The 25,786-nt window shown below is 70.5% G+C and carries 23 protein-coding genes; 10 read left to right on the forward strand and 13 right to left on the reverse strand.

Annotated elements, in window-relative coordinates; all coding sequences use genetic code 11:
• The first annotated feature begins 5 nt into the window (after nucleotides 1–5).
• Nucleotides 6–1,397 (forward strand): class II 3-deoxy-7-phosphoheptulonate synthase, encoded by a 1,392-nt coding sequence (locus ACFORO_RS31245; protein WP_354747996.1) that lies wholly within the window; start codon nucleotides 6–8, stop codon nucleotides 1,395–1,397.
• Between the two features lie 352 nt (nucleotides 1,398–1,749).
• Here ACFORO_RS31245 and ACFORO_RS31250 read toward each other — a convergent pair whose 3' ends face one another.
• The 6 genes from ACFORO_RS31250 to pknB form a co-directional block, all read right to left on the reverse strand.
• Complete coding sequence (locus tag ACFORO_RS31250) at nucleotides 1,750–2,664, reverse strand: transposase family protein (RefSeq protein ID WP_377872737.1); 915 nt, start codon at nucleotides 2,662–2,664, stop codon at nucleotides 1,750–1,752.
• A gap of 176 nt (nucleotides 2,665–2,840) precedes the next feature.
• Nucleotides 2,841–4,121, reverse strand: coding sequence for a wax ester/triacylglycerol synthase domain-containing protein (locus ACFORO_RS31255; RefSeq protein WP_377872736.1), 1,281 nt, complete (start codon nucleotides 4,119–4,121; stop codon nucleotides 2,841–2,843).
• A 117-nt stretch (nucleotides 4,122–4,238) separates the two neighbouring features.
• The gene (locus tag ACFORO_RS31260; protein ID WP_354747992.1) at nucleotides 4,239–4,922 is read right to left on the reverse strand and encodes a hypothetical protein; all 684 of its coding nucleotides are present in this window, start codon (nucleotides 4,920–4,922) and stop codon (nucleotides 4,239–4,241) included.
• Nucleotides 4,922–6,397 (reverse strand): SPFH domain-containing protein, encoded by a 1,476-nt coding sequence (locus ACFORO_RS31265; RefSeq protein WP_354747990.1) that lies wholly within the window; start codon nucleotides 6,395–6,397, stop codon nucleotides 4,922–4,924. Before ACFORO_RS31265 ends, ACFORO_RS31260 begins: the two co-directional genes overlap by 1 nt.
• Before the next feature lie 66 nt (nucleotides 6,398–6,463).
• Nucleotides 6,464–6,673, reverse strand: coding sequence for a hypothetical protein (locus ACFORO_RS31270; RefSeq protein ID WP_037809693.1), 210 nt, complete (start codon nucleotides 6,671–6,673; stop codon nucleotides 6,464–6,466).
• Nucleotides 6,670–8,694: a Stk1 family PASTA domain-containing Ser/Thr kinase gene (pknB, locus tag ACFORO_RS31275; protein ID WP_377872735.1), complete on the reverse strand. Its 2,025-nt coding sequence runs from the start codon at nucleotides 8,692–8,694 to the stop codon at nucleotides 6,670–6,672. The genes ACFORO_RS31270 and pknB overlap by 4 nt, the downstream gene beginning before the upstream one ends.
• Nucleotides 8,695–8,786: 92 nt before the next feature.
• Here pknB and ACFORO_RS31280 point away from each other — a divergent pair, with 92 nt between their 5' ends.
• The 3 genes from ACFORO_RS31280 to ACFORO_RS31290 all read left to right on the forward strand — a co-directional run bounded on the left by ACFORO_RS31280 (nucleotide 8,787) and on the right by ACFORO_RS31290 (nucleotide 12,587).
• Complete coding sequence (locus tag ACFORO_RS31280; protein ID WP_344268071.1) at nucleotides 8,787–9,155, forward strand: Rv2175c family DNA-binding protein; 369 nt, start codon at nucleotides 8,787–8,789, stop codon at nucleotides 9,153–9,155.
• A 151-nt stretch (nucleotides 9,156–9,306) separates the two neighbouring features.
• Complete coding sequence (locus tag ACFORO_RS31285; protein WP_377896687.1) at nucleotides 9,307–11,475, forward strand: hypothetical protein; 2,169 nt, start codon at nucleotides 9,307–9,309, stop codon at nucleotides 11,473–11,475.
• The gene (locus ACFORO_RS31290; protein WP_377872733.1) at nucleotides 11,472–12,587 is read left to right on the forward strand and encodes a S53 family peptidase; all 1,116 of its coding nucleotides are present in this window, start codon (nucleotides 11,472–11,474) and stop codon (nucleotides 12,585–12,587) included. The genes ACFORO_RS31285 and ACFORO_RS31290 overlap by 4 nt, the downstream gene beginning before the upstream one ends.
• On the opposite strand, the gene ACFORO_RS31295 is transcribed toward ACFORO_RS31290, so the two are convergent.
• Nucleotides 12,565–13,716 carry an MFS transporter gene (locus ACFORO_RS31295; protein ID WP_377872732.1) on the reverse strand — a complete coding sequence of 384 codons (1,152 nt, stop codon included), beginning with the start codon at nucleotides 13,714–13,716 and terminating at the stop codon, nucleotides 12,565–12,567. The two genes, ACFORO_RS31290 and ACFORO_RS31295, sit on opposite strands and share 23 nt — an antisense overlap.
• Nucleotides 13,717–13,738: 22 nt before the next feature.
• Here ACFORO_RS31295 and ACFORO_RS31300 point away from each other — a divergent pair, with 22 nt between their 5' ends.
• Nucleotides 13,739–14,287 carry a CGNR zinc finger domain-containing protein gene (locus tag ACFORO_RS31300; RefSeq protein WP_377872731.1) on the forward strand — a complete coding sequence of 183 codons (549 nt, stop codon included), beginning with the start codon at nucleotides 13,739–13,741 and terminating at the stop codon, nucleotides 14,285–14,287.
• Between the two features lie 60 nt (nucleotides 14,288–14,347).
• Here the strand turns inward: ACFORO_RS31300 and ACFORO_RS31305 are convergent, their stop codons facing one another.
• From ACFORO_RS31305 to merB, 4 genes are all read right to left on the reverse strand, one after another.
• Nucleotides 14,348–15,265 carry a phytoene/squalene synthase family protein gene (locus tag ACFORO_RS31305; RefSeq protein WP_377872730.1) on the reverse strand — a complete coding sequence of 306 codons (918 nt, stop codon included), beginning with the start codon at nucleotides 15,263–15,265 and terminating at the stop codon, nucleotides 14,348–14,350.
• The gene (crtI, locus tag ACFORO_RS31310) at nucleotides 15,262–16,737 is read right to left on the reverse strand and encodes a phytoene desaturase family protein (protein ID WP_377872729.1); all 1,476 of its coding nucleotides are present in this window, start codon (nucleotides 16,735–16,737) and stop codon (nucleotides 15,262–15,264) included. Before crtI ends, ACFORO_RS31305 begins: the two co-directional genes overlap by 4 nt.
• Nucleotides 16,737–17,828 carry a polyprenyl synthetase family protein gene (locus tag ACFORO_RS31315; protein WP_377872728.1) on the reverse strand — a complete coding sequence of 364 codons (1,092 nt, stop codon included), beginning with the start codon at nucleotides 17,826–17,828 and terminating at the stop codon, nucleotides 16,737–16,739. The genes crtI and ACFORO_RS31315 overlap by 1 nt, the downstream gene beginning before the upstream one ends.
• A gap of 71 nt (nucleotides 17,829–17,899) precedes the next feature.
• Complete coding sequence (gene merB / locus ACFORO_RS31320) at nucleotides 17,900–18,544, reverse strand: organomercurial lyase (RefSeq protein ID WP_377872727.1); 645 nt, start codon at nucleotides 18,542–18,544, stop codon at nucleotides 17,900–17,902.
• Between the two features lie 206 nt (nucleotides 18,545–18,750).
• Between merB and metF the strand changes: the two genes are divergently transcribed.
• The 5 genes from metF (at nucleotide 18,751) to ACFORO_RS31345 (ending at nucleotide 24,081) form a co-directional block, all read left to right on the forward strand.
• Nucleotides 18,751–19,635: a methylenetetrahydrofolate reductase [NAD(P)H] gene (gene metF / locus ACFORO_RS31325; protein ID WP_354747968.1), complete on the forward strand. Its 885-nt coding sequence runs from the start codon at nucleotides 18,751–18,753 to the stop codon at nucleotides 19,633–19,635.
• A 42-nt stretch (nucleotides 19,636–19,677) separates the two neighbouring features.
• Nucleotides 19,678–21,357 (forward strand): DUF885 domain-containing protein, encoded by a 1,680-nt coding sequence (locus tag ACFORO_RS31330; RefSeq protein ID WP_354747966.1) that lies wholly within the window; start codon nucleotides 19,678–19,680, stop codon nucleotides 21,355–21,357.
• 51 nt (nucleotides 21,358–21,408) lie between these two features.
• On the forward strand, nucleotides 21,409–21,909 hold the full coding sequence (locus tag ACFORO_RS31335; protein WP_377872726.1) for a GNAT family N-acetyltransferase: 501 nt from the start codon (nucleotides 21,409–21,411) through the stop codon (nucleotides 21,907–21,909).
• 204 nt (nucleotides 21,910–22,113) lie between these two features.
• The gene (locus ACFORO_RS31340) at nucleotides 22,114–23,010 is read left to right on the forward strand and encodes a DMT family transporter (protein WP_377872725.1); all 897 of its coding nucleotides are present in this window, start codon (nucleotides 22,114–22,116) and stop codon (nucleotides 23,008–23,010) included.
• A gap of 75 nt (nucleotides 23,011–23,085) precedes the next feature.
• A complete protein-coding gene (locus ACFORO_RS31345; protein ID WP_377872724.1) occupies nucleotides 23,086–24,081 on the forward strand; it encodes a DUF3558 family protein in 996 nt (331 codons plus the stop codon).
• 110 nt (nucleotides 24,082–24,191) lie between these two features.
• Here ACFORO_RS31345 and ACFORO_RS31350 read toward each other — a convergent pair whose 3' ends face one another.
• The gene (locus ACFORO_RS31350; RefSeq protein WP_377872723.1) at nucleotides 24,192–24,779 is read right to left on the reverse strand and encodes a GNAT family N-acetyltransferase; all 588 of its coding nucleotides are present in this window, start codon (nucleotides 24,777–24,779) and stop codon (nucleotides 24,192–24,194) included.
• Nucleotides 24,776–25,300 carry a YbaK/EbsC family protein gene (locus ACFORO_RS31355; protein WP_377872722.1) on the reverse strand — a complete coding sequence of 175 codons (525 nt, stop codon included), beginning with the start codon at nucleotides 25,298–25,300 and terminating at the stop codon, nucleotides 24,776–24,778. The genes ACFORO_RS31350 and ACFORO_RS31355 overlap by 4 nt, the downstream gene beginning before the upstream one ends.
• Between the last annotated feature and the right edge of the window lie 486 nt (nucleotides 25,301–25,786).

Raw genomic sequence — 25,786 nt, forward strand, 5'->3', positions numbered from 1 at the left:
GACGCGTGAACTGGACAGTCGACGTTCCCGTAGACACTCTCCCCGAGCTGCCGCCCCTGCCTCCTGAGCTGCGGGACCGCCTCGACACCGCCTTGTCGCTGCCTGCCGCGCAGCAGCCGGAGTGGCCCGACGTCGCGCTGGCCAAGCGGGTGCGCGGCGTGCTGGAGAGCGTGCCGCCGATCACTGTGCCCGCCGAGATCGACCGGTTGAAGAGCCGGCTCGCCATGGTGGCTCGCGGGGAGGCCTTCCTGCTGCAGGGCGGCGACTGCGCGGAGACGTTCGAGTCCAACACCGAACCGCACATCCGGGCCAATCTGCGCACGCTGCTGCAGATGGCCGTCGTGCTCACCTACGGGGCCAGCCTGCCGGTGGTGAAGGTCGGGCGGATCGCGGGCCAGTACGCGAAGCCGCGCTCGTCCGGCACCGACGCGCTCGGGCTGCCCGTCTACCGGGGCGACATCATCAACTCGCTCGTCGCCAAGCCGGAGCTGCGGGTGCCGGACCCGGGCCGGATGATCCGCGCCTACGCGAACGCCGGCGCCGCGATGAACCTCGTCCGCGCGCTCACCGGGGCCGGCATGGCCGACCTGCACCAGGTGCACGACTGGAACAAGGACTTCGTGTCCTCGTCGCCCGCGGGGGAGCGGTACGAGGCGCTCGCCGCCGAGATCGACCGCGGCCTGCGGTTCATGAACGCCTGCGGCGTCACTGACACCTCGCTGCAGTACACCGAGATCTTCGCCAGCCACGAAGCGCTCCTGCTCGACTACGAGCGCGCGATGCTGCGCCTTGACCAGGCTGACGCGGCGAACCCGAAGCTCTACAACCTGTCCTCGCACTTCCTGTGGATCGGCGAGCGCACCCGGCAGCTCGACGGCGCGCACATCGCGTTCGCCGAGCTGCTGTCGAACCCGATCGGGCTCAAGATCGGCCCGACGACCACGCCCGAGCAGGCGCTGGAGTACGTCGAGCGGCTCGACCCGCGCAACGAACCGGGCCGGCTCACGCTGATCTCCCGGATGGGCAACGGCAAGGTCCGCGAGGTGCTGCCCGCGATCGTGGAGAAGGTCGAATCGTCCGGGCACAAGGTCATCTGGCAGTGCGACCCGATGCACGGGAACACGCACGAGTCGTCCACCGGCTACAAGACCCGGCACTTCGACCGCATCGTCGACGAGGTCCAGGGCTTCTTCGAGGTGCACCACAAGCTCGGCACCTACCCTGGTGGCATCCACGTCGAGCTGACCGGCGAGGACGTCACCGAATGCCTCGGCGGGGCACAGGAAATCTCCGACGTCGACCTCTCCGGCCGCTACGAGACCGCCTGCGACCCCCGGCTCAACACCCAGCAGTCGCTGGAGCTGGCCTTCCTGGTCGCGGAGATGCTGCGCGGCTGACCTCCGCTCGGGAGTGCTGATCCCGGTTGGAGCGGACACCGGACCCGGCACGCGATGCCGAGGTACGTGAGGGGAACCCTGAGGGAATCAGATTCCCTCAGGGTTCCCCTCACGTACCGTTCGCGGGAACGGCGCGCGGCCCATCGGCCAGCGAGTGCTCCGCATCCTCTGGCCAGCACCGCGGCAACGGACCCGCCGCACCCGGCACTGCCGAGAAACCCCAATGTGGCGTTCGGTGCGTGAGATGCACCCAATGTGGCGTTCGGTGCGTTGAGCGCACCCAATGCCACATTGGGGGTTTTTCATCTTGGTTTGTGCTGGTCTTGGTGGGTTGACGGGGTGTGGTAATTCGTCAGGCTGGGGTGGTGTGGGCGGTGTCGCGGGCGTGTTGTTCGTGCTGGGTGAGGACGAGCAGGGCGCGGACGAGGGTGGTGGCGTGGCGTGGCGCCATGCGGAGTTTGTCGAGGATGCGCCAGGTTTTGAGGGCGGCGAAGCCGCCCTCGACCGCGCAGCGCATCGCGTTGAACGCGGAGTTGGCGGTTTTCTGGGCGTCGGTGAGCGGCCGGTTCGTTTCGGCTTTGTAGGGGGTGAGCACGGTCTGCGCGCACGGACCGCCGCAGTCCGGGCAGTCGCGGGTGTCGCGGATGTCTTTGTGCCAGCCCTGGTAGCCCTTGTCCGCGGCCGGGGTCAGGCCGTGGGCGTGGAGGCGGTCGCGCAGCCGGTGGCGGCGGGCGGCGGTGATGTCGGCGGTCTTGCCCGGCAGCACGGCCGAGACCCAGACCAGCCGTCCGTCCTCGTCGGTGAGGCCTTGGACGTTGAGGCCGTGGTGTTTGTGCTTGCCGCTGTAGTGACGGCGGTTGTCTTTGCCGGTGCGGCGGCGGGTGCGGATGAGGGTGCCGTCGGCCAGCACCACCACCGCGCCGCGGGCGGCCAGCCGCCGCAGCACCCGGTCCAGCCGCGGGGCCCGGGCGGCGAGCAGGTCGACGGCTTCCAGCAGCCAGCGGCGGATCGTGGCGGCCGACACCGCGTTGGCGCGGGACAGGTCCAGCAGCCGCTGGTCGTGGCGCAGCATCGCCAGCACCAGCACCGCCTGCTCGGCCGGGGACGCCTTGCGCCAGCGGGACCCGATCGCCCGGCGACGGCGGGAGATCAACCCGGCCAGCATCGCGATCGTGGGCGGCGACACCGGCAACGCACTGCGATACGAGGCCGGGACCTGCTGTGAGACAGTGGGAGCGGAGCCCCCGGACGTTTTTTCTTGAGTCACGACTTGATCAACATCCGGGGGCTCCGCCACGTTCCCGGCCACCGGCAGGCAGCCCGCGAATCCGTTGCCGCGCAACCACCCCCGCCACCGTCAACCCCACCCGACCAGCACCAACAGGATGAAAAAACCCCATTGGGGCGCAAGACCGCGCACAACCCGAAGCCGCAGCGCACCGCTCACGACGCGGCCAGCAACTCCGCCGCCGATTTGGCCACCGCGTCGCGCAGCGATCCGAGATCCGCCACCGCGTCCGCGTTCGCCTGCAGTCCGATGTGGACACTGTCGAGATACGGCGCCACCGCGATGCCCACCGCCTGGTGCGGGGCCAGCGGCACGAACGGGTACACCTGCGTCAGCGGCGCTCCGGCCAGCGCGTGCCGGGCAGGCGGCACCGGGACGGTCGTCACCACCAGGTCGAACAGCAGTGGCGCGGCCAGCCCGGCGGTTCGCGTGCCCAGCCAATGCAGCGCGGCGGGCACCCGATCGGCCAGCAGCGGGAAAGCCCCGGCACCCCGCGAAGGCCCGGCGGCTTTGTTGCGCGTCATCGCGGCGCGCACTTCGGCCAGCCGACGCACCGGATCGTCCATTCCGATCGGCAAATCGCACAAATAGCCGGAAAGCTTGTTCCCGCCCACTTGCTCGGCCGCTCTCCCGCGCACGCTCACGGGAATCAGCGCGCGCACGGAACGTCCCGCCGCGCGAATGCCGCGATTGATAAGCCATTCGCGCAAAGCACCGGACAACACCGCGAGCACGACGTCATTCGTGGTCCCGCCGTGCGTTCGCCGGATCCGGCGAAGATCGGCCGAGGCCAGCCGGGCGAAACCGAGGCGGCGTTCGGCGGTGGCGGGTGCGGCCAGCGGCAGGCACGGCGGACGGGCCGCCCGGACCACCGACGACGCGATTCCCGCTGTCTCCAACGTATCCCGCACCGCCTCCATCGGCGTGCGCGGCTGCGGAATCGCCGGTTCGGGCTCCGGGATCGGCAATCCGTCCAGGAGTCCTACCGTGACGGCGTACGCGCCCGCGCCGTCGGTGAGCGCGTGGTGGAGTTTTAGCAAGATCGCGAAGGTTCCGTCCGGAAAACCTGTCACCACAGTGAGTTCCCACAACGGACGGTGCGGGTCGAGCGGTTCGGCGATCCACCTCGCCGCGAACTCCGGGAGCGGGTCCGGGTCGTACAGCGTGGTCAGCCGGTGGTGGTGAATGTGTTTCACTGCCCGGAAATCCGGGTCGTCCACCCAGGTCGCGGAGCCGGGCGGGAAGAGCCCGGCGCGGATTTTCCGGCGCAGCGGCGGGATATGCGCCGCCCGGCGGGCGAGCAGCGCGGCCAGCCGGTCCGGATCGATCGGCTCCTCCGGTGCGAACACCAGGGCCACGCCCATCTGCATTGGCGCGGTTTCCCTGGAGAGGCAAAGAAAAGCGACATCGAGCGAGCTGAGCGGGGCAGGCGCCATGGTCCACCTTCCAACGTCCGGCGTCGAGTGCGAATGTCGAGGGCGAATGTCACGACACTACTCGGGTATGACCGGCGGACGGCCGTTATGTTTCGGGGACGCTAATTCCCGCGGATTTCACTCGCCCGGGGCACGGCGCGGCTGCCGTTGCGGCAGTCCGGGGCCGGCGGAGTCGTTGACCTCGGCGGCGATCTGGCGCATCGCGACGCCGTTGCCCGGCCGTTTCGGCAGCCCTGGCCACAGTTCGCTGGCCTCGTGCGCCGCCGCGCGCAGCCGCCCGCCGTCGAGTTTGGTGTGCGTTTCCGGGATCTCGCGGTCGAGCCACTGCACGATCAGCTTCACCGGGCCGGCGCTGGGCAGCGGCCACACGAAGACCGGCTGCTCGTAGTGGAACTCCGACCCGCCGCCGTCCTCGACGCGCAGCACCGGTTCGTGCGGTTCGCCCGCGCTCGGCACCGAAACGGTTTCGGAGCTGGCCCGGCCGCCGTCCGGGAACAGCACGCCGACCAGCAGCGAGTTGTAGTCCGGGATGCGCCGGTGGCCGATCAGCGGCGCGCCGTCCATGCGGTCGCGCGAGTACACCGCGATCCGCAGCGTCATCGCCTCCGGCCACACCTCGACCGCGCGCAGCGCCACGATGGTGCGCTCGGACCGGCCCAGCGGCGTCGCCCACGGCACCAGCGCGGGCACGATGTGGTCGGCGGGCGGGCCCGTCCACGGACGGCCCTCGTAGCCGAACAGCTCCTGCTCCCGGACCGGGAACAGGGGTCGCTCGCGAGGACCGTCCGTGAAGAAGCTCATCAGTCCTCGCGGGGGGCGACGCTGCCGTCGGAACCGGACTGCTTGGGGCCCATGGCGTCCATCAGCTGGCGGGCGAGGCCGAGGCCCGTGCCGCCGAGGGAGAGCGCCTTGGTGAACATGTCCGACATCCCGTCCGCGCCGTTCAGGACCACCATGTGGTCGACATTGCTGAAGGCCTGCGCGCCGGCTTCGACGATCTCCGGCCAGCGCTCGGCCAGCTGTTGTGCTACCACAGCCTCCTGGTTCTCCGCCAGTGCGGCCGCTCGCGCCTTGATCGCCTCGGCCTCGGCGAGCCCCTTCGCTTTCGCCGCTTCGGCTTCGGCCAGACCCTTGGCTTTCGCCGCGTCCGCGTCCGCGAGGCCCTTCGCCTTGGCCGCCGCGGCTTCGGCCTCGCCAGTGGCCTTCGTCGCGCTCGCGCTGGCTTCCGCCCGGGCCTTCGTCGCCTGCGCTTCGGCGTCCGCCGCGGTCTTGACCCGGGTCGCGTCCGCGCCCGCTCGCAGTTCGGTTTCCTTCGCCTGTGCTTGCGCGCGGGCGATTTGCGCGTCGCGTTCCGCGTCGGCCGTGGTGCGCGTTTCGTACGCCTTCGCGTCGGCCGGTTTCCGCACCTGCGACTGCAGCCGCTGCTCGGACAGCGCCGCTTCCAGTTCGGCCGCCTTGGTCTCCTGGACCACGACCTCCTGGCGCGCCGTCGCCTCGGCCAGCGGACCGGACTGGCTCGCCTTCGCCTTGGCCTGGTCCACCTCGGCCTGGTACCCGGCCTGCTGGATCTGGCTTTCCCGGATCGCGCCCGCCTTGCGCGCGGCGGAGACCTGCTCGGCCTCGGTGGCCTCCTGGTCGCGCTGCGCCTCGGCGATCCGCGCGGCGGCGGCGATCGCGGCCGCGTGCGGTTTGCCGAGGTTGACGATGTAGCCGGACTCGTCGTCGATCTCCTGGATCTGCAGCGAGTCCACGATCAGCCCGAGCTTGATCATCTCGGTCGCCGACGACTGGCGGACCTCGCCGGTCAGCGCGTCGCGGTTGTGGATCATCTCCTCGATGGTCAGCCCGCCCACGATCGAGCGCAGATGCCCGGAGAACAGCTCGTGGATGGTGTCGTTCATGCCCTTCTGCTGGTCGAGGAACCGGCGGGCGGCGTTCGCGATCGAGGCGAAATCGTCGCCGACCTTGTAGATCACGACCGCGCGCACGGTCACCGGAAGACCCTGTTTCGTCACGCACGAGACCTGCAGGTTCACCCCCCGGGTGTCCAGCGACAGCCTGCGCGCGGTCTGGAAGCCCGGCAGCACGTTCACGCCGCGGCCGGTGATGATCTTGAACCCGAGGCTGTCGGCCGTTTCGGTGCGCTCGACCCGGACGCCCCAGCCGGAGATGATGAGCGCCTCGTTCGGCTCCGCCACCTTGTACAGGATCCGCAGGAGCCCGAACAGCAGGATCACGGCCACGACCGCGATCACCACGATGACCCAGATTTCCATAGCCCTCGCCGCACTTTCCGTATTCAGCTGGCACGGCGCTCAGGCGCCGTCAGCACTGCGACGCGGTCAAGCGCGCAACGGTTGCCACCTTTCCACGTAGACCGTGCGCGGAGGCTCGAAATCGACCACCAGAACGGGTGTTCCGACGGCGAACGTGGTGTCCGGCTCGGCCGGGTAGGCGTAAAAGGCCTCGGTGCCGCCGCGGACGCTGAGCAGCACCTCGCCGATCAGCCCCGGCCCGACGGTGCCGGTCACCCGACCGCGGCTGCCGATCATCCGCCGAACCCCCGGATCTTGACCTTGGTGCCCTTGGGCACGAACGAGCCGGGGGCCGGGTCCTGCTGCAGGACGAAGTCGAAGCCGCCGCCGTGCCCGTGGCCGTTGCCGTCGCCGCCCTTGCGGTCGACGTCGAGCCCGGCCTGCTTGAGCATGTCCGCGGCCTGGTCGAACGTGCGGTACCGGACGTCCGGGACCTGCACCGCGTTCGAAACGTAGACCTTGACCTTCTTGGTCCCCGCCGAGCCCGCGCCCGGGTCGGTGCGCGTGACCGCGCCCGCGGGCACGGTCTGCGAGAACTCCTCGCCGCCGTCCTGCGGCTGGAATCCGGCCTGCTGGAGGATCTGGAACGCCTCGGCCTTGGACCGCCCGGTGACGTCCGGGACCGGCGGAAGCGGCTCCGGGCCCTTGGACAGCACCAGCGTCACCTGGCCGCCGATGTCCACCGGCGTGCCCGCCGCCGGGCTCACGCTCACGACGGTGCCCTGCGGCGCGGTGTCGCTGTACTCCGGCGTGCCCTGGACGACGGTGAGCTTCTGCTCCTGGATCGCCTTCGTGGCGGTGTCGAGCGCGGTGCCGACCTGGATGTTCGGCACCTTCGGCTTGCCCTTCGACACCACCACGGACACGGTGGCGTCCTGGTCGAGCGTGGTGCCCGGGGCCGGGTCCACCTTGATCACCTTGTTGGCGTCGACGGTGTTGTCGAACTCCTGGCTGTAGCGCGGGTTCAGCTTCGCCGCGCGCAGCTGGTCGCCCGCCTCGGCCTGGGTCAGCCCGGCGAGCTTCGGCACCGTCGTGGTCGTGACCTTGGAATCGCTGAGGATGAACGCGAACGCGCCGATCAGCCCGCCGAGCACCAGCACCCCGGCGATCGCCAGCGCGATCAGCTTGCGCTTGTCGCGCGGTTTCCGCGGCTCAGCGGGAGCGGGAGCCGGCGGCCCGGCGTGCGGCGGCCCCGCCGGGGGAGGCGCGGCGGGCACGGCGCGGGTCATGGCGCGCGTGCCGCGCGGCCCGGAGACCGGCATGGTCTGCTGGCCCAGCGGAACGTTCTGCTGGACCGCCGGGATGTTCGGGAGCGTGCGTTCGACGTCCGACACCCGGTCGCCGTCCGGCGGCGGGGGCACCGGCACCGCGACCGGCTGCAGCCCCAGCTCGGCGCGCGCGGCCTGCAGCTGCGCCAGGAACTCGCCGGCGTCGGCCGGGCGCTGCTCCGGGTCGCGGCGGGTGGCGCGCAGGATCAGGTCGTCGAGCACCGGCGGCAGGTCCGGGCGCAGTTCGCTCGGGCGGGGCACGTCGTCGTTCACGTGCCGGTAGGCGACCGAGATCGCCGTGTCGCCGGTGTAGGGCAGCCGGCCGGTGAGCATTTCGTACAGCAGGATGCCCGCCGAATAGACGTCGCTGCGGGCCGTGGTGTCGCCGGTGGCGACCTGTTCGGGGGCCAGGTAGCCCACGGTGCCGAGGATGACGCTCGAGCTCGTGGTGCCCGCGCTGGCCACCGCGCGGACCAGGCCGAAGTCGCCGACCTTGACCACGCCGCCCGCGAGCTGCCCGCTGCGGCCGATGAGCACGTTCTCGGGCTTGACGTCGCGGTGGACCAGCCCGGCGGCGTGCGCGGCGGCCAGCGCGGCCAGCACCGGCTCCGCGACGCTCAGCGCGAGCGAGACGTCCAGCTGGCCCTGCTCGTCCAGCAGGTCGCGCAGCGTGCCGCCGTTGACCAGCTCCATCACCAGGAACGCGAGACCGGTGTCCTGGCCCGCCGGGGTGTCGAAGCCCTGGTCGTGCACGGCGACCACGTTCGGGTGGTGCAGCTGGGCGGCCGAACGCGCTTCGCGCACGAACCGGTCGACGAACGACCGGTCGTCGGCGAAGCGCGGGTCCATGATCTTGATCGCCACCGCCCGGTCGAGGCGGGTGTCGAGGCCCCGGTAGACGGCCGACATCCCGCCCCTGGCCAGCAGCTGGTCAACGCGGTACCGGCGTTCGAGCAGGGTGCCGACGAGGCTGGGCTGGGTGCGCGTCACGGTGGGCAATCGTACGGAAGGGCGCGCGCGGCGGGGCGGGTCACCCGTGCGTAGCAGTGGGCCGGACGGGGGAATGTGGCACAGTGTCACCTGTGAGTGGGATTCCTGTCGCCGACGACATCCTCGACACCGAGGTCGCGGTCAAGCCGTTGCCGGAGGTGGCGGCCGCATTGGGGGTGTCGGCCAACAAGGTTCGCCAGATGCTGCGGGACGGCGAGCTGATCGCTGTCCGGCGCAAGGGCGAACTCTGCGTGCCCGCCGCCTTCTTCGTGAAGGACGGCATCGTCAAGGGGCTGGGCGGCACGATCACCGTGCTCGCCGACTCCGGCTTCAGCCGTACCGAGATGCTCCGCTGGCTCTTCACTGCCGACGACACGCTCCCGGGCAGCACGCCGATCAACGCGCTGCGCACGAGCCACGGGACCGAGGTCAAGCGGCGCGCGCAGGCGATGGCGTTCTAGTCCCTTCCCGCATTGCTCCGGAAGGGCTGACAACAATCGCCCTTCCGGACAGAAACCGCGTTGGTCGTTGACGCGGTCAATTGGTCCAGTCCATCCTCGGGAACCGTCCTGAAAATCCTGCTCTGCCGCATGCTGGAGAGGAGCATCGGGCATGGGAGGACGGGTTTCCGGAAGACGCCGCGCGGTCGTGTCGATCGCGCTGGTGCTGGGCAGTTCCGCTTTGCCGGCACCACCCGCGGCGGCCGCGCCCTTCACAGCGGCGGCACCGCGAGCGCGAGAAGTGACCTTGCCGACAGGGGACCGGCTGACGGTTTTCCCGGGGCCGAACGGCGGCACGAATTACGCCTTTTCGTCGCCGCCGCGCACCACTTTCCAGTCGTATCAAACCGACGGCGGTGACCGTTATGTCATTCCGGGCGAGGCCGTTCCGTTTCTCGGGCGGCTGGACAAATCGCTCTTCGACGTCACCGCGCTGGCCCGGCTGCAGTCCGGGAAGACGCCGCTTGAGCTGACGTTCCCCGCTGGCTCGGCCCCGACGGCGTTGCCCGGCATCACGCTCGCCTCGTCCGCCGGGAACACCGCGACCGGATACCTCGCTTCGGCCACGGAATTCGCCGCTGACCTGCACCGACGCCTCGCGGAGGACGCCGCCGCCGGTCGTCCGGCAGGCAGCAGCGCGCTGCCCGCGACGATCCGGCTGGCCGGCGCTCCCCGCGAACAGCAGCCGCGGTATCCGATGAAAATCCTCGAACTCCGGCTCCTCGACCTGCAGGGCCGCTCGGTCAACGGAATCGTGTCGCTGATCAACACCGATTCCGCGGCCAAGCTGCTGCGGCATGTCGACGTCGACGGCGTCACCCGGATCGCGGTTCCCGAAGGGCATTACACCGCGTCCTCGACCTTCTCCGACTTCGACAGCACGGGGAGCGTGATCGCCACGCGGACCTCGTGGGTCGAGGGGTTCACAGTCGGCGATTCGCCGGACGCGCAGACCCTCACCGTGGAGGAGAAGTACGCGACCGCCGAGGTGAAGGTGGCTCCGTCGAAGTCGACCACGCAGGCTTCGCTCACCACCAACTTCTTCCGCGAGGACGCGACCGGCCGCGGATTCGCCGTCGGCATCTCGGGCAGCACGACCAAGCAGTACGTGCGGCCGGTGCCGAAGCCCGCTCAGGGCTTGCTGCACTACGTCGTGCAGTGGGCAGGCAAACCGCCCAAGCCCGAGGACCGGTACCGCGTCGACCTTTCGTTCGCCAGCGACGGCATCGCCGAGAACCAGTCGTTTTCCACAAAGGACAGTGAACTCGCGACGGTCGAGGACCGGATGTACGCCGATCCCGCCGACACCATGCCGGTCGCGATCGACAGCGGCCCGGTGGACCCGGTGATCCTGCGGCACGGCCTCGGCGCGAGCGGCTTCTTCATTCCCGCCCCCGGCGTCCTGACCGACTACCTCGGCACCACGCACACCACGGAATGGGTGCAGTACGAGCAAAAAGGCTCGTCGTACACGCTCATGACCGCCGATCCGCGTACCTACCGGCCGGGCAGCACCACGACCGTCGACTGGTCGCGCGGCCCGCTGACCGCCGGTCTCGGGCAGTGGAAGCGGGACCGGCTGTGCGAGGCCTGTTATTCCGGCGGCATGGTTTCGGTTGCCATCCCGGAATTGCGCGACAGCGAACCGGACCACACCGCGATCCCGTTGTTCTACGCCCCGCAACTGCACTTCTCCTTGTACCGCAACGATCAGCAACTGTTCGATCAGGACGGTGCCTACGGCGCGTCGGTCGAAGTGCCGAAGACGCCAGCGACTTTACGAGGCGTGCTGGACGTCGACCGGACCGCGATCCCTGGCGTCGGCCAGGCCGGAAAACTGCGCACTGAACTGACGCTGCAGTACGACCCGGCCGCGGCTGGCCCCGCACTGCCGTCCCCGCATCGTTGCCAGGCAGTCGATCCGACGCAGCCGTGCCGGATTCTCGGCGCGCTGACGGTGGATTACCGGCTGGATTCCGATCTCTCCACGACGTCGTCCTCGCCGCTGCAGGTGCTTGAACTGCACGTCGGCCACGCCGCTTACAGCGGTGCCGGATCGCATTCGCCGATCACCTCGGCGACCGTTTCGGTTTCTGTCGACAACGGAACCACTTGGCAGCCCGCGCAGGTCTTCGGATTGTTCGGCGAATACGTCGCCATGTGGTGGAATCCGCCAGCCGGGACGTCGCCGTCGCTGAAGGTGACCGCGCAGGACCTGGCGGGCAATGCGATCACGCAGACGATCAGCAACGCCTACACCGTCGGGAAGGCTGAGCGATGAAACGCATCCTCGCTGTGCTGCTTCTCCTCGGCGCGCTCATCCCGTCCGTCGCGTCCGCCTCCCCGCGTGACATCTGCGGTCCCGCCGCGCCCGGATTCGCCCGCTGCTACGCCAAAGTGGACAGTCGCGCTGCCTTGCGCGCCACCGGATACAGCCCCGCTGACCTGCGTTCCGCCTACCGCCTGCCCGGCACTGGCGGCGCGAACGAGACGATCGCCATCGTCGACGCTGGCGACGCCCCGACCGCCGAAGCGGACCTGGCGGTATATCGACAAACCTACGGCCTCCCGGCCTGCACCACAGCGAACGGCTGCTTCCGCAAAGTCAACCAGCACGGCGACGCTGCTCCACTCCCGCCGCGACAGGGCGACTGGCCAGTGGAGATCGCTTTGGACCTGGACATGGCGTCCGCTGCCTGTTCCCAGTGCAAAATCCTGCTGGTGGAAGGCGACGACGCGTCCTTCGACGCACTTGGCACCTCGGTGGACACGGCCGTGAAACTGGGCGCGACGATTGTGTCGAACAGCTACGGCGCACCGGAAAGCCATTGGTCCGGCGATTTCGCCGCGCACTACCGGCACCCCGGCGTGGCGATCGTCGCGTCGAGCGGTGACGGCGGATTCGCGGCACCGAGCGCGCCCGCGGTGTACACGAGCGTCGTCGCGGTCGGCGGCACCTCACTGTCCAAAGCGGACAATCCGCGCGGCTGGACCGAATCGGTGTGGAAGGGCGCGTCGAGCGGATGTTCGGCCTGGGTCCCGAAACCCGCGTGGCAGAAGGACCCGAACTGCCCAGGCCGGACCGTTGCGGATGTGGCCGCGGTAGCCGATCCCGTCACCGGACCCGCCGTGTACGAGACCACAGTCCTCCACGGCTGGACGGTAGTCGGCGGCACCAGTGCGTCTGCTCCGTTCATCGCGGGAGTCATCGCATTGGCCGGACACCATGATCAGTATCCGGACGCTTCGCGGCTGTACGCTGGGAAACTCAACGACGTCGTCGGCGGAGACAATGTCGTATTCGAGGAATGCGGAGACTACCTCTGCACCGGCGTCCCCGGATACGACGGCCCGACTGGCAATGGAACGCCTAATGGACTAGCTGCTTTCTGACCGTCCACAACGGATGCGCGACCGCCGCGACCACCTGCATCCCCGCCGCCGCAACCAATCCGACGGCGGGGGAGCAGGCGGCTAACGGCCCGGCAGCGGCGTTCCCCAGCGCTATCCCGGCGATCTTGACACTGGCCGCGGTGGTGAACACCTGCGCCCGCATTTCCGGCGGCGCTTCCCGATGCCGAACCGCGAACAACGACGCGAGCTGCGGCCCTTCGCCAATCCCGGTGAGTGCCACGGCAATCACCAATAGCGGCGCGTTCGGTGCCACCGCCGCCCCCGCGAGCCCAATCCCGATCGCGACCGTGCTCAGCTGCACCGCACGATCCGGCGAATACGACCGCCGCGAGAGAACCGCATTCGCCAGCAACGACGCGACCGACAAGCCGACGAGCAACAACGTCCCGTACCCCGCGCTGCCAAGCCGTTGCTCGCCGATCAACGGATAGCAGACGAACGCCATCCCGATCCCGACGCACGACAACGTCGAGGTAGCGGTCGACTGGCGCAGCGCAGGATTCCGGACAAGAACCGTTGCTGCTGCAAAGAATCGAGGCCGCTGCTTTTCACGGTTGCGGGGGAGCCGCCACGCGAACGGCGCCGCGATCAACGCCAGCGCCCCAGCCACGACCATCGCAACCGGAGCCCCCGCCGCCGTGGCGAGCACTCCCGCGAGCCCCGGCCCGACGAGCGCCGCCGCGGTGAACGTCATCGCGTCGAGCGTGCTCGCCCTGCCGAGTTTCTGTGCGGGCACCAATGCGGGGACCTGCGCCGTCCACCCGCCCCCGATCGCCGGTGCCAGCAACCCGCTCGCCACCGCAATCCCCATCACCAGCGCAAACGGCACCGCCCCGAACAGCGCGGTGATCGCAGCCAACCCCGCCGCGTACCCGATCAGCCCGACCGCGAGGATCCGGCCCGGCGTGGGCGACCGGTCCAGGAGCGCGCCCAGCACCGGCCCGCCCACCGCCGCCGCGACAGTGAGCCCGGCCAGCAGCGTCGACCCCGCGACCGCCCCCGAAGCGCCCACGCCGAGCAGCAGTACCGCCGGGCCGGACAGTTCGTCACCAGTGCGCGCAGCCGTCGCCCCGGTGAGATAGGCCGCGAATCTGTAACGGCTTGTCACCCGCGAGATGTTACAGTGGCTCATGCCTGGAACGCAGCCGGATTTCGCGGGCCGCTCCGCCCGGGACGCGGTCCGCCGTGCCGTAGCGCTGCTCGATGTGCTGCTAGCGGCGGATCCTTCGCCGGATTCGGTAGCCGCAGTGCTGGTCGAGCACGGCGAACCGCAACCCCGGCTTTCCGCGCGCGACGTGGCCGAGTTGCGTGCCGCCGCGCTGGAACTGCGGGAGGTCTTCGCCGCCCCCGACGCCGCTTCGGCCGCCGAGGTGCTGAACGCCCTGTTCGCCGCCTACGCCGGACCCCCGCGCCTCACCGCACACGACGACGACTTCGGCTGGCACCTGCACGTCGACTCGTCCGACGACGGCCCGTGGGGAGCCTGGCTGATCACGTCCTCCGCACTGGCCTTGGCCAACCTGCTGGCCGACCGCCAAAGCGTCCCCGGCGGCCTGTGCGCGTCGCCGTCGTGCGGGAAACCCTTCGCGCATCTGGGCGGGGGAAGCCCGCGCCGGTACTGCTCTTCCCGTTGCGCCACAAGGGAACGCGTGGCCGCCCACCGCGCCCGGCTGACCTGAGCGTCATGGAGACTCTGCCATGGCTGCGCTCGTACGACGCCAGCGCCGAACCAACCCGCGTTATCGAGACCTGGAAGTAATTGCGCGCCGTACCAACGCAGGTACCGCGACCGCGACCCGCCGCCCCTTGCCGACGACCGCGCGCCGGTTCAGCACGGCGTAGTCCATCGCCTCGATCTCGTCCAAAATTCCTTCGTACAACGTGACAGCCGTCCGCACGCAAGGCCGAGATTCCGGTCGCAGCAATGGAATTCCCGCCTCAGCCCGCCGATACACCGCCCGGGTCCGCGAAACCGCCACCGCAAGCGCCGCCCGTACCCGAGGATCCGGCCGCCCACTCCGCCGCGCGTCCAGCAACACCGCCCGATCCACCCCGAACGCCGCCAGTTCCTCCGTAGGCAGATACAACCGCCCACGGTCGAGATCCTCGCCGACGTCCCGCAGGAAATTGGTCAGCTGAAACGCTTCCCCCAACGCCGCCGCGCTAAGCGAAGCCTCCTCCATCGGAACGACAGTCCCGAACACCGGCAACATCTGCAGCCCGATCACACAAGCCGAACCGTAGATGTACTCGCCGAGATCGGCGTAAGTCGCGTACTCGGAAACCGTCAGATCCATCCGCATGGAATGCAGAAACGCATCCACCAAAGCACGCCGGATGTCGTAGCGAGACACCGTATCCGCGAGTGCGGCCAGCACCGGATCGCCCGGGACGCTTCCGTCGTAAACCTCGTCGACGAGCCCGGCCACCTTGTCCAGCGCGACCGCCGGATCGGTGCCGGGCTCGGGGTTGTCGACCAGTTCGTCGGCCATCCGCGCGAAGCCGTACAGCGCGTGCGCGGCCGGCCGGGCCCGCGCCGGAAGCAGCCGCGTGGCAAGGAAAAACGTGCGGCCGTGATGGGCATTGATGCGCCGGCATTCCGTATAGGCAGAACGCAGCGCGGGTTCGACGATGCCGGCCGCGTCGAGTTCGCTCACCGGCCGGTGATCCTTTCCGCGGCGAGCCGTCCGGAGATCAGCACCGGCGGGATGCCGACGCCCGGCGTCGTCCCGCACCCGGCGAGCACCACGTTTTCCGCCGCCCGCACCAGGTTCGCGGGCCGGAACGGGCCGGTCTGCGGGAAGGTGTGCGCGAGCGAGAACGGTGTCCCGGCGGCCAAACCGCGCGCCGCCCAGTCGGCCGGAGTGAGCTGTTCGTCCACAATGTAGGTTTCGCGGAACCCGGTGAGCCCGCGCGATTCCAGCGTGCGCACCAGTTCTTCGCGGTAAGCCGGGCCGACGCGCGACCAGTCGATCGGGCCGGTGTTCAGGTTCGGGGCCGGGGCGAGCACGGAGACGATCTCGCCGCCGTCGCCAGCGAGCGACGGCTCGGTCGCGGTCGGGCGCGTGACCAGCAGCGACGGATCGCTCATCAGCTTGCCCTCGCGGACAATCTCAGCGAAGGTCCGCTCCCACGCCTGGCCGAAGAAGATCGTGTGGTGGTCCAGTTCCGGCCACGAACGGTCCGCGTGCCCATGCAGCACGAAGGCCGACGGCGAGTACTTCAACGGCAGCACACGCCGCGGACGCGCGCCGATCAGCCGGTACGCCGCCGAAAGCTCTGTCGCGAGCACCACGGCGTCACACTCAATGCGCTCGCCCGAACGCGTGCGTACAGCGCGTACGCGCGACGACACCCGCTCAAGCCACGCAGCTTCCGTACCGAACCGCAGTTCGGCTCCAGCGCGCGTCGCAGCGTCGGACATCGCGCGGGCGATCGCGCCCATGCCGCCCCGCGGGTAGTACACGCCGCCGACAGTGTCCATGTACGCGATGACCCCGTACGCGCCGAGCGCACGCGTCGGGTCGAGACCTGCGTACAGCGCCTGAAACGAAAAGAGCCGCCGTACGCGCTCGTCGCGCAAGAAGCTGGCGACACGCGGGCCTAACCGGCCGAAGCCGCCCAACGCCGCGAGCTTCACGAGTTCCGGACGGACAAGGTCCAGCGGCGAGTCGAAGTTCGCGCCGATGAAGTGGTCCTTCTGCGCCGCGTACAGGTCAGTGAGCCACCGTCGCAGCCGCCGGTAACCGTCCGCCTCGGCCGGACCGGCGAACGAACGGATCTCGGCTTCCATCGCGTCGCCGTCGGTGTGCACGGCGAGCGAGCTGCCGTCGGCGAAACGAGCCCGGTATGCCGGATCGAGCCTGGTCAGCGGCACGGTGTCGGCCAGCGATTCGCCGACCGCGTGCAGCGCTTCGTCCACCAGCTCCGGCATGGTCAGCACGCTGGCCCCGGTGTCGACCGCGTTCGCGCCGAAGTCCTGCTGCCCGGCCCGTCCGCCGGGCGTCTTCCGCTGCTCCAGCAGCGTCACCCGCCGTCCCGCGCCGAGCAGGTGCAACGTGGCCGAGAGCCCGGCCAGCCCCGCGCCGACGACCACCACGTGGTCGGCGTGCCCGTTCACCGTCCGCATCAGAAGTTCCGCTGGGTAGCCAGCCGGATCAGTTCGGCGAGCGCCGACGGGGCGGGCTCGGCCAGGTGCGCGCGTTCCAGCGCGGCGTTCGCGGAGGCGGTCAGCTCGTCGATCTGGCGCTCCACCGCGGCGACCGCGCCGACCGAGGTCAGCGCCTCGCGGACCTGGTCCACGGTGCCGCCGGTGAGGTCAGCGGCACCGATCGCGTCGGCGATCACCTTGGCTGCGGCGTGGTCGCCCTTCTCCTCGGCCAGCTGCAGGCCCAGCGCCACGAGCAGCGTGCGCTTGCCCTCGCGCAGGTCGTCGCCGGCGGGTTTGCCGGTCACTGACGGGTCGCCGAACACGCCGAGCAGGTCGTCGCGCAGCTGGAACGCCACGCCCACGTCGCCGCCGAACTCCAGCAGCGTGGCGATCAGCCGGTCGTCCGCCCCGGCGAGCGAAGCGCCGAGGTGCAGCGGCCGCTGGACGGTGTACGCGGCCGTCTTGAGCCGGTCGATCCGCAGCGCGGCCTCAGGCGAGGCGTCGCCCACGGCCTGCGTACGGACGTCGAGGTACTGCCCGGCGAGGACCTCGGTGCGCATCGCGCGCCAAGCCGGGCGAGCCGCCGCGATCGTGGCAGCGGGCAGCGGGGCCTCGGCGAACATGTCGTCGGCCCAGGCCAGCGCCAGGTCGCCCACCAGCACCGCGCTGGCCAGCCCGAACACCGACGGCGACCCGAGCCAGCCACGGTCCGCGTGCAGTTTCTCGGCGGCCACGTGCACGGTCGGCCTGCCGCGGCGAGAGTCGGAGGAGTCGATGAGGTCGTCGTGGATCAGCGCGCAGGCCTGGATCAGCTCCAGGCTCGCGACCGCCCGCAGCGCGCCCTCGGCGAGCGGACCGGAAGCCGCGCCGCCCGCGCCGCGCCAGCCCCACCAGGCGAACGTCGGGCGGATCCGCTTGCCGCCGCCCAGCACGAAACCGGACAGCGCCTCGATCCCGGCCGCGACGCTCGGCTCGGTGCGCAGGATCTCGGTCCCCGCCCGGCCGAGGAAATCGGCCAGCGCACGCTCCACGTGCACGGGGAGATCGGCGTCGAATCCGGGCGCGTCCATGTCTTCATCCTCCGGGACGCGGGCGGCCGGGGTCACGCCGGGCGCCCCCGGATGTGGCGCACCAGACGCGCTCAGCCGCTCCGGAACGCGTCAGGACGCCCGCTCGCCGCGAAGTATTCCGCCGCCTCCGCGGGCCCGCGCGGCCGGTAGCCGGGTTCCAGGCAGCCCGCGTACCAGTCCTTCGCGAGATGCCACAGCGCGTCGAGCCCGAGCACCTCGCCCGGACTGTCCACACAGGACTCGGCGCAGTACAGCCGCTGCTTCCCGCGATCGCCCGCGAGCTGCTCAGGCGAGGCCGGGAAGTACGCGACCTGCGCGCCCTCAGGCGGCCGGTCCCGCCGCACGACCAGCGCGGACGGCTCGCCGCAGCCCGGGCAGCGCGTCGCCACCAGCACCTCGGGCTCGCCGGAGACGAGGTGCGGGATCGCGAACGAATCCCAGGCGCACCCGCCCCACCACATGGTGTGCTCGCCCATCACCGCGAACCCGAGCGGGACCGCCGCGAACGGCGCGGCCAGCGCCACGTGCTCGCATTCGTCGAGCCACAGCCATCTCGGGTCGGCCATCCGGTGCAGCGCCTGTTTCGCCACCGCGAGCGACCCGTGCGCGGCGTCGGCCAGTTCGGGCGCGGTGGGCGGGCGGCCGCGCGAGGCGAACGCGCGGTAGACGGCCACGCGCACGTCTTCGTCCCAGGCCAGATCGTCTTCACTGCTCATGGGCTCGCCTCCCCGGAGGGTTCGCCCCCTGACGGTACGCGCGCCCACGCCCGCCGGGAGGGTTTGCGGTCCGTGAGGGGAACCCTGAGGGACTCAGAGTCCCTCAGGGTTCCCCTCACGGACGTCCCCGGCATCGGTACGCCGCGTGGCCAAGGCCACCCGTCGGCTCTGCCGGGGCTCGAGCCGAGCCACTACCATTTCACTCCATGACGTCGGTGATCGAAAGGCTGCGGGGGGACGGGCCCGCGTTCTCCGTCGAGTTCTTCCCGCCCCGCGACGAGGCCGACGAGGCCGTCCTGTGGAAGGCCATCCGCGAGCTGGAACCGCTGGACCCGGCGTACATGTCGATCACCTACGGCGCGGGCGGTTCGAGCCGCGACGGCACCATCCGCAGCATCGCCCGCGTCGCCACCGAGACCACGCTCTGCCCGATGGCGCACCTGACGGCGGTCGACCATTCGGTGTCCGAACTGCGGAACGTGATCGGCTGGTACGCGGCGGTCGGCGTGCGCAACATCCTCGCGCTGCGCGGCGACCCGCCCGGCGACGTCTACGGCGACTGGGTGCCGCACCCCGAGGGCCTCACCTACGCCGAGGAACTGGTCGAACTGGTCCGCTCGCTCGGCGACTTCTGCGTCGGCGTCTCGGCGTTCCCGTACGGCCACCCGCGCTCGGCGGACCTGGAATCGGACACGAAGCACCTGGTGCGCAAGTTCCGCGCGGGAGCCGATTTCGCGATCGCGCAGCTGTTTTTCGAGGCCGAGGACTTCCTGCGGCTGCGCGACCGGGTCGCCGCCGCGGGCTGCGACGCGCTGGTGCTGCCCGGCATCATGCCGCTGACCACCCTGCGGACGCTGCACACCACGATCAAGCTGTCCGGTGCCCCGGCGTCGCAGCGCCTGCTCGACCGGCTCGAACCGCTGTCGGACGACCCCAAGTCCTTCCGCGCGGCGGGCATCGACTGGGTCACCGAACTGTGCGAGAAACTGATCGCCGAAGGCGTGCCCGACCTGCACTTCTACACCTTCAACCGGTCCAAGGCGACCCGCGAGGTGGTGACCCGGCTCGGACTGGTGCCCGCCCGCGCGTAACTGCGTGGGCTCGGGGCGCCTCCGGCCGGTAGCGTGCCGGGCATGGCTTCCACCGAACAGAGCGTTCCGGAGATCTGCGACCGGTACGTCGACGATTACGTGGCCGTGGACCCGGTCGCGGCCACCATGCTCGGCGTCGCGGGCTATGACGACCAGCTCACCGACTATTCGCCCGCCGGCCACGACGCCCGCGCGGAGCTGGCGCGGCGCGCGCTGGCCGCGGTGACCGCCGCGGAACCGGCGGACGCGGGGGAGCGGGTCGCGAAGGCCGTCTTCAGCGAGCGGATCGGCCTCGAGCTGGAGATCCACGACGCGGGTCTCGACGCCGCTTCGCTCAACGTGATCGAGAGCCCGGTGCAGGGCCTGCGGATGGTCTTCGACCTGATGCCGACCGACACCCCGGACGACTGGGCGAACGTCGCGGCCCGGCTGCCGAAGGTGCCCGAGGCGCTCGCCGGGGTCCGCGCGTCGCTGCTGGCCTCGGCCGACAAGGGGCGGGTTTCGGCGCTGCGGCAGGTCTCGAAGGTCGCCGAGCAGTGCGAGACGTGGGCCGGGCTCAAGGACGGACCCGGGTTCTTCGCCAGCATGGTCGCCGGCGCGGGGGTCGATTCGCTGAAGTCCGACCTGGCCGCGGGAGCGCGGGCCGCGGACGAGGCGTTCGCGGAGTTCGCCGGATTCCTGCGCGCCGAGCTCGCTCCGAAGGCCCCGGTCAAGGACGCCGTCGGCGAGGACACCTACCGGCTGTGGTCGCGCTACTTCATCGGCGCGGAGCTGGACCTGCGCGAGGCGTACGAGTGGGGCTGGCACGAATTCTCGCGGCTGGAAACGGAAATGCGCGCGGTCGCGAACCGCATCAAGCCCGGCGCGACGCCCGCGGAGGCCGCCGCGGTGCTCGACGCCGACCCGCGCTACCGCGTGCAGGGCCGCCCGCAGTTCGAGGCGTGGATGCAGCAGCTGTCCGACGACGCGTTGAAGTCCTTGCGCGGCAAGCACTTCGACATCCCGGACCGGCTGATGGCGCTGGAGTGCAAGATCGCCCCGCCGGGCGGCGGCGTCGGCGCGTACTACACCGGGCCGAGCGAGGACTTCAGCCGTCCCGGCCGGATGTGGTGGTCGCTTCCCGCGGACCGCAACGAATTCACGACCTGGCGCGAGGTCTCGACGGTCTACCACGAGGGCGTCCCGGGCCACCACCTGCAGATCGCGACGGCGGTCAACCAGGCCGAGACCCTCACGAAGTACCAGCGGCTCATGACGTTCATCTCGGCGCACGGCGAAGGCTGGGCGCTGTACGCGGAACGCCTGATGGAGGAACTCGGCTACCTCTCCGACGACGGCAACCTGCTCGGCATGCTGTCCGAGCAGATGTTCCGCGCCGCCCGCGTCGTGGTCGACCTCGGCATGCACCTGGAACGGGAAATCCCGGCGGGCACCGGATTCCACGAGGGCGAGCGCTGGACGCCCGAGCTGGGCCTGGAGTTCATGCTGACCCGCACGATCACCGACCACGCGCACGTCCACGACGAGATCGACCGCTACCTCGGCTGGCCGGGCCAGGCCCCCGCGTACAAGCTCGGCGAACGCCTGTGGCTCGCCGCGCGCGACGACGCCCGCGCGCGGCAGGGTTCGGCGTTCGACATCAAGCAGTTCCACACCAAGGCCCTGCAGATGGGCGGCATGGGACTGGACACCCTGCGCGAGCAGCTGGCGCAGCTGGACTGAGACTGCTTTCCCGGGCCGGTGTTCCCGCACCGGCCCGGGTGTCTTCCTCTCATGGTTACCGCTCAGCTCATCGAAACCGCCCGGTTGGACCTGCTGCCGCTGTCTGTCTCGCATGCCGAGGAGATGGCGTCAGTGCTGTCCGACCCGGCCTTGCACACGTACATCGGCGGCGCGCCGGACTCCTTGGCCGCTCTCCGTTCGCGCTACCGGCGGATGACCGCAGGCTCGCCCGATCCGGCGGTGTCCTGGCTGAACTGGGTGATCCAGGTGCGCGATTCCGGCCTGGCGGGCACTGTTCAGGCGACGGTCGACGGTTCGGTCGCCGAAATCGCCTGGGTGGTGGGAACTCCGTGGCAGGGCCGAGGCATCGCCACCGAAGCCGCGCGAGGACTCGTGGGCTGGTTGCTCTCGCAGCCGGTGGACGCGATCATCGCCCACATCCACCCGGAAAACCGGGCCTCCGCCGCCGTCGCGGCCGCTGCCGGGCTCACCGCCACCGACGAATGGCAGGACGGCGAAATCCGTTGGCGCCGCACGCCGCAAACCCGTTGATCGTCCCCTCGGCCTCTGGTTAAGCTCCCGTCCGTGCAGTGGCTCCTCGTCGTCATCCCACCACCAGCCTCCTGAGCGGGGCAGTTTTCGCCGCGTGCGCCCGAAACCGGGCCCGCGGCCACCGGATGACGTCCTGAACCGGCCCGTGCACGCTGCCCCGCGTCGTCGATTTCCGATTCCTTCGACGCAGGAGCCCACTTCCGAATGTCTGTTCTCGTACCTTCGCGCGCCCGCTCGTCGGCCGCCCTTGTCGTAGCCGGTGTGCTCTGGGGAACCGGCGGCCTGTCCGGCTCGCTGCTCGCCCAGCAAGCCGGCCTGCACCCGCTGGCCGTCGCCACCTATCGCTTGCTCATCGGCGGCGCCGCGAGCGCGGTCTACGTCGCTCTCACCGGCGGACTTCGCTTTCCAGCCAAGCAAAACTGGTGCCGTCTCGTTCTCATCGGAGCCCTCTTCGCGCTCTTCCAAGCCAGCTACTTCGCCGCTGTCGCGCTCAGCTCAGTCAGCACAGCGACGATGACCACGATCGGTGCCGCACCCGTTGTCCTCACGGTGTTTTCCGCGGTGCGGCGGCGTCGCGCACCCCAGTTGTGGACGCTGGTGTCCGTCGGCGGCGCCGTCGCGGGGCTGGTGCTGTTGCGCTGGTCGCCGGAAACCGCGGCGTCACCCGCCCGGCTGGTCGGCGGCCTCGGCTTCGCGCTGCTTGCGGCGACCGGGTTCGCCGTGCTCACGCTCATCACGGCGAAGCCCGTCGACGGCCTCGATCCGTTGGCCACCACGGCATTCGGCTGCCTGACCGGCGGTTTGCTGCTGACGCCCGCCGCACTGTGGCTCGGCATGGACCTGCCCGCCCGCGCCGACGTGCTGCTGCTGGCTGTGTATTTCGGCGTGGTCCCGACAGCCGTCGCGTATGCCGCATACTTCCGCGGTCTCGGCGGCGCCCACCCGGTGCTGGGCGCGCTGTCCGCGCTGCTGGAGCCGCTGACGGCGTCCGTGCTTTCGGTTGTTTTCCTGCACGAACGGCTGAGCGCGTTCGCGTGGGGCGGCGCGGTGCTGCTCGTGGCGGCGCTCGCGGTCGGCTACTGGCGGCCTGAGCCCCGGTGAGCATCATTCACGGACTGTCCGCATTTTTGGAGATTTCGCCACGAACGGGTGACAGATTCCGCTACGGTGCCGCGCATGATCACCGAAAACCGAATATTCCGGGCATCGGCGCTGGCTGCTGGGGTGGCTCTGCTGGCGTTGCTCGCGGGCTGCGGCGGCTCGACCGCGGGCACCGCCGCCGCGGACTCTCCCACCTCCGAAGCGAAACCCCCGATCACCGACCCCGCGGTGCAGGCGGCGGCCCTGCGCACCGTGGATCCGTGCGCGCTGCTGGACAGCAAGACCCTCGGCGGCGTCGGCGCCCCGGACCAGTCGAGCCTTTCCTCCTCCGAATGGGGCGAGTGCCGCGTCGACGTCAAGGACGCCGGCGGCAAGACCGTCGAATTGGTGCTGCGCGTCGGCGACCAGCTGATCATGTCGAAGGACCCGGTCGAGAAACTCGAAGGCCTTCCGCTGGTCGTCGACGGCGACAAGCCAGGGTCGTGCTGGGTCTCCGTCGTGACGTCGTTCGAACAGTCGCTGGGGATCACCTTCCAGACCAAGTCCGCCGGCGACGCCTGCGCGCCCGGCCGCGCGGCGCTGACCAAGGTCGTGCAGGCCCTGCACAGCTCCCCGCCGCAGTACAAGCAGGTGCCCGGCTCCGTGCTGACGACCGATCCGTGCGCGGTGGCGGGCAAGCAGGCCGTCGAGACCGCGCTGGGGCAGAAGTCCTTCGTGGAGCCCAAGAGCCTGCACGAATGCGACTTCTGGTCCGGCGACGGCACCCATTACCCGCAGGTGTCCGTGCACCTGCACCAGGGCCTGCCCGCCGATGCCGGGGACGGCCAGCCCGCCGACCTCGGCAATGGCGTCACGGCCATCCAGAAGAAGGACGCGGACAGCAGCGTGGTCAGCTGCGACGCGACCTGGCGCAAGGTCGAGACTCCGAAGGACGACGAGGCTCACGGGTACGGCGAGATCGTTTCCGTGCAGTTCAGCGGCGAGCCCGAAAGCGGCCTCGACACCGCCACCGCCTGCACGAAGGCGGTCGCCGTGGCCAAGACGGTGGCGCCGTCGCTCGGTCACGCCTGATAGCTCGCAATCACTGGCGCGCACGGCCTCTGGGGGCCGTTTCGCGGAGACGCTCCGCTGCGGTAGGCGAGCGCGCCGCACGCCCGGTCCGGCACCGGGCGTGCGGCGTCCTACGCCTGACCCTGCTGCGCTTCGAGCGGCAGCGACCGGCCGAGAATCGCGAACGGCCGCGGATCGCCGGTGAACTGGTAATCGCGCAGAACGTCGACGAACCCCATGCGCCGGTACAGCTTCCACGCCCGGCTCGTGCCTTCCGGCGTGGAGAGCAGGACGTTCGCGCTGGGGACGCCGTCGAGCAGCCGGCGCAGCAGGTCCTCGCCGATCTGCTTGCCCTGGTTCTCCGGCCGCACGTGGATCTCGGTGAGCTCGAAGTAGTCCGTCAGCCAGCGCTCGGCTTCCTCCGTCCCGGCGCGGCGGGTGAGGCCGTGCCGGACCTGCTCGTGCCACCACTGCCCGGCGCGGCCCTTGTAGCCGTACGCGACTCCGAGCAGCACGCCGTTGTCGTCGAGGGCGGCCATGCAGCGCCAGCCCTCGCGCAGCGCGTGGGTGAGCCACATCGGCGCGCGCTGCTCGGCCGTGCCCTCGGAGTAGCGCATCGCGTTCACGTAGATCGCCAGCGCTTCCGGCAGCCGGGAGCGGAACTCGTCGGCGGAGAGCTGCACGTACCGGGAACACCCGGAGGAGGACATGGCGGTCACAGTCGACCATCCTCCCCTTCGCCCGCCAGATCGCCCGGGGTGCCCCCGGTGAGCGTGACGAGCGCGTCGAACGTGGTCGGGAAGACCGATTTCGGATGCCCCGCCGCGGCCCACACCTCGGGACAGTCGCGCAACGCCGTGTCCACGAGCGTCACGAGCCGCTCCGGATGCCCGACCGGAGCGACGCACCCGATCGGCTGTCCCGTGTGCTCCCGGACGAACGCCGCGTCCGCCTTGCCGACCTCCGCGACCCCCGCGAGTTCCGCCAGCCGGGACTCCTTCGCCCGATGCGCCCCCGAGGTGAGGGCAAGCAACGCCACCTCGGCCCCGTCGCTCGTGCGGGCCCGGAAAACCAGGCTGTTGGCAATAGCGCCGACCGGCACGCCGAGCGCCTCCGCGGCCTGCGCGGCAGTGCGCACCTCGGCGGGCAGCACCCGCACTCCGTCAGCGGCGGCGTGCTGCCCGGCCTCGCCCAGCGCGGCGGTGACCTTGGCGACAGCGGGATGGTCGTGGGTGCTCACTCCGTTATGAGACCACGCCAGTGCGGCCGTGTCCCGCACCACGTGCCCCGATTCCACCGGCGGGGTTGAGCGGAGTGGCCGGCGCGGCTACTCTGGAAACAGATCGAACAGACGTTCGATACCCGGTGGGAGCGCACCGGCCGGTCCCGGGGTGGGGGAAGCACCTCGGGCCCCGGCCGGGCCCACCCGAGCAGGAGGAGGGTCGCCATGTCCGTCTCGGTCGTGTCCCCCGCGGACCGTGCGTTGGAGGGCAGCCCAGACCGACCTGGCGCGGTTGGCGAACAGCTGACGTTCGGCGCGGCGGTGCAGCCGGGAAGTGCTGGTTCAGCCTCGGCCGCTTCCGCGGCCGTTCCCTCGGACAGTGCTGCTCAACCGGCGGCTTCCGCTGCGCACGTGGTTCCCGAAGGCAGTGCTGTCCAACCGTCGGCTTCTGGCGCTCCGTCTGCTTCGGCTCCGTCGTCCGCTTCGACGGCTGGCTCTGCTCGG

The sequence above is a fragment of the Amycolatopsis halotolerans genome, from assembly GCF_042647905.1.
Lineage (GTDB): Bacteria > Actinomycetota > Actinomycetes > Mycobacteriales > Pseudonocardiaceae > Amycolatopsis > Amycolatopsis halotolerans.

Excerpts from the sequence above, each read along its gene's own strand:
- ACFORO_RS31290 (WP_377872733.1), top strand. The coding sequence starts at position 11,472 with ATGAAACGCATCCTCGCTGTGCTGCTTCTCCTCGGCGCGCTCATCCCG.
- ACFORO_RS31285 (WP_377896687.1), top strand. The coding sequence starts at position 9,307 with ATGGGAGGACGGGTTTCCGGAAGACGCCGCGCGGTCGTGTCGATCGCG.
- ACFORO_RS31330 (WP_354747966.1), top strand. The coding sequence starts at position 19,678 with ATGGCTTCCACCGAACAGAGCGTTCCGGAGATCTGCGACCGGTACGTC.
- ACFORO_RS31260 (WP_354747992.1), bottom strand. The coding sequence starts at position 4,922 with ATGAGCTTCTTCACGGACGGTCCTCGCGAGCGACCCCTGTTCCCGGTC.
- merB (WP_377872727.1), bottom strand. The coding sequence starts at position 18,544 with ATGAGCAGTGAAGACGATCTGGCCTGGGACGAAGACGTGCGCGTGGCC.
- ACFORO_RS31255 (WP_377872736.1), bottom strand. The coding sequence starts at position 4,121 with ATGGCGCCTGCCCCGCTCAGCTCGCTCGATGTCGCTTTTCTTTGCCTC.
- ACFORO_RS31340 (WP_377872725.1), top strand. The coding sequence starts at position 22,114 with ATGTCTGTTCTCGTACCTTCGCGCGCCCGCTCGTCGGCCGCCCTTGTC.
- ACFORO_RS31300 (WP_377872731.1), top strand. The coding sequence starts at position 13,739 with ATGCCTGGAACGCAGCCGGATTTCGCGGGCCGCTCCGCCCGGGACGCG.
- ACFORO_RS31265 (WP_354747990.1), bottom strand. The coding sequence starts at position 6,397 with ATGGAAATCTGGGTCATCGTGGTGATCGCGGTCGTGGCCGTGATCCTG.
- ACFORO_RS31335 (WP_377872726.1), top strand. The coding sequence starts at position 21,409 with ATGGTTACCGCTCAGCTCATCGAAACCGCCCGGTTGGACCTGCTGCCG.
- ACFORO_RS31315 (WP_377872728.1), bottom strand. The coding sequence starts at position 17,828 with ATGGACGCGCCCGGATTCGACGCCGATCTCCCCGTGCACGTGGAGCGT.
- crtI (WP_377872729.1), bottom strand. The coding sequence starts at position 16,737 with ATGCGGACGGTGAACGGGCACGCCGACCACGTGGTGGTCGTCGGCGCG.
- ACFORO_RS31345 (WP_377872724.1), top strand. The coding sequence starts at position 23,086 with ATGATCACCGAAAACCGAATATTCCGGGCATCGGCGCTGGCTGCTGGG.
- ACFORO_RS31270 (WP_037809693.1), bottom strand. The coding sequence starts at position 6,673 with ATGATCGGCAGCCGCGGTCGGGTGACCGGCACCGTCGGGCCGGGGCTG.
- metF (WP_354747968.1), top strand. The coding sequence starts at position 18,751 with ATGACGTCGGTGATCGAAAGGCTGCGGGGGGACGGGCCCGCGTTCTCC.